This window comes from Arthrobacter sp. Hiyo1 (assembly GCF_001263615.2).
In the GTDB taxonomy this organism is placed as follows: Bacteria; Actinomycetota; Actinomycetes; order Actinomycetales; family Micrococcaceae; genus Arthrobacter.
In genome coordinates, this window is the sequence record NZ_DF952472.1 from 353655 (window position 1) to 356100 (window position 2446).

The 2446-nt window shown below is 63.5% G+C and carries 2 protein-coding genes and 1 pseudogene; all 3 read left to right on the forward strand.

The window, feature by feature from the left end; all coding sequences use genetic code 11:
• Positions 1–448 (forward strand): annotated as a pseudogene (locus tag AHiyo1_RS15200) (leucyl aminopeptidase); the annotation flags it as partial.
• 234 nt (positions 449–682) lie between these two features.
• The gene (gene lpdA / locus AHiyo1_RS15205) at positions 683–2065 is read left to right on the forward strand and encodes a dihydrolipoyl dehydrogenase (RefSeq protein ID WP_059389120.1); all 1383 of its coding nucleotides are present in this window, start codon (positions 683–685) and stop codon (positions 2063–2065) included.
• 106 nt (positions 2066–2171) lie between these two features.
• Positions 2172–2446, forward strand: a 275-nt coding sequence (locus tag AHiyo1_RS26950) for a biotin/lipoyl-containing protein (protein ID WP_340639330.1), incomplete at its 3' end; no start/stop codon positions are given.

Sequence of the window (2446 nt, forward strand, 5' to 3'; positions counted from 1 at the left end):
GAATCGTCGCGGCCAGCCTCGAGCAGCCGGACGCCATCATCGACGTCGCGACGCTGACGGGCGCCCAGCTGATCGCCCTCGGCAACCGCACTGCCGGAGTCATGGGTTCCGACTCCGTCACGGGCGCGCTCAAGTCCGCGGCAGATCGCGCGGGCGAACTCGTGTGGCCGATGCCGCTGCCGGAGGAGCTTCGGGCCAGCCTTGATTCGCAGGTGGCGGACATCGCCAACATCGGCGAACGCCACGGTGGAATGATGACGGCGGCCGTGTTCCTGCGTGAGTTCGTCGGGAAGGACGCCGAGGGCAAGCAGATCCCCTGGGCGCACGTCGACATCGCCGGCCCGTCCTTCAACAACGGCAGCCCCTACGCTACACGCCCAAGCAAGGCACCGGCTGCACTGTCCGGACGCTTCTCGCTTACGTCGAAGACGTGCTGGCGACGGCCTAAGCAAGTCCCAAGTGGGGCCGGTTCATGACCGGCCCCACGGCCCGACGTGAGTCTGGCCACAAGCGCCCCACAAATGCCCCGGCAGGGTGGAGCATGGATAAGTGGTTCGCTAAGGTGAACCACGGTAGTCACAAATGCAAGAGAACTTCGGTGCTGGCATAATCGCGGCAGTACAAGTTCCAAGACCAGATGACGCGTAGTCGCGTGTCATCGCTCACGCGAGGGAGCGTCCTAGTGGCCGATCAGGCAACTGCGCAAGAATTCGACATCCTGGTACTCGGTGGCGGCAGCGGCGGCTACGCCACGGCTCTGCGTGCCGTTCAGCTTGGTTTCACCGTTGGCCTCGTCGAGAAGGGAAAGCTCGGCGGCACCTGCCTGCACAACGGCTGTATCCCCACCAAGGCCCTGCTGCACTCGGCCGAACTGGCCGACCACGCACGCGATTCCGCCAAGTACGGCGTCAACGTCACGTTGGACAGCATCGACATCACGGCCGTGAACGCCTACAAGGACGGAATCGTCGCCGGTAAGTACAAGGGCCTGCAGGGACTCATCAAGTCCAAGGGCATCACGGTCATCGAAGGCGAAGGCAAGCTGCAGGGCACCGACACCGTCGTCGTGAACGGCACAGCCTACAAGGGCAAGAACATCGTCCTGGCTACGGGTTCCTACTCCCGTTCCCTGCCCGGCCTGGAAATCGGCGGCCGCGTCATCACGTCCGATGAAGCGCTGACCATGGACTACATCCCCAAGAGCGTCATCGTCCTCGGCGGCGGCGTCATCGGCGTCGAATTCGCTTCCGTGTGGAAGTCCTTCGGCGTCGACGTCACGATCGTCGAAGGCCTCCCCTCCCTCGTTCCCAACGAAGACACCGCCATCGTGAAGAACCTTGAGCGCGCTTTCAAGAAGCGCGGCATCAAGTTCAGCACCGGCGTCTTCTTCCAGGGCGTCGAGCAGGACGACAACGGAGTGAAGGTCACCCTGGTTGACGGCCAGACCTTCGAAGCCGATCTCCTCCTGGTTGCCGTGGGCCGTGGCCCCGTCACCGCCAACCTCGGCTACGAAGAGGCAGGCGTCACCATCGACCGCGGCTTCGTCATCACCAACGAGCGCCTGCACACCGGCGTCGGCAACGTCTACGCCGTCGGCGACATCGTCCCGGGCGTCCAGCTGGCCCACCGCGGTTACCAGCAGGGCATCTTCGTCGCCGAAGAGATCGCCGGCCTGAACCCGGTAGTCGTCGAAGACGTGAACATCCCGAAGGTCACCTTCTGCGAACCTGAAATCGCCACCGTCGGCTACACCGAAAAGGGCGCCAAGGAGAAGTTCGGCGAGGACCAGGTCCAGACCCAGGAATACAACCTGGCCGGCAACGGCAAGAGCTCCATCCTGGGCACCGGCGGCATCGTGAAGGTTGTCCGCCAGAAGGACGGCCCCGTCGTCGGTATCCACATGATCGGTTCCCGCATGGGCGAGCAGATCGGCGAAGCACAGCTGATCGTCAACTGGGAAGCACACCCGGAGGACGTGGCACAGTTCATCCACGCACACCCGACGCAGAACGAGACCCTGGGCGAAGTCCACCTCGCGCTGGCAGGAAAGCCGCTCCACGGCTAAGTCTTTACGCAAGACACCCGGTCCTGCGCCCGCACGAACTGCGGGCGCAGGACCCAGCAGGCAACACTCATCCGCACTAAAGATCAATAAGGAGAACGGGGACGACATGTCTGAATCCGTTAACTTGCCCGCCCTTGGTGAAAGCGTCACCGAAGGCACCGTCACTCGCTGGCTCAAGCAGGTTGGTGACCGAGTGGAAGTCGACGAGCCCCTGCTCGAAGTTTCCACCGACAAAGTAGACACTGAAATCCCGTCTCCTATTGCCGGCATTATCGAAGAAATCCTCGTGGCTGAAGACGAGACCGCCGAAGTCGGCGCTCCCCTGGTCCGGATCGGCAGCGGCAGCAACGGCGCTGCAGCGCCCGCCGCCGCACCTGCGGA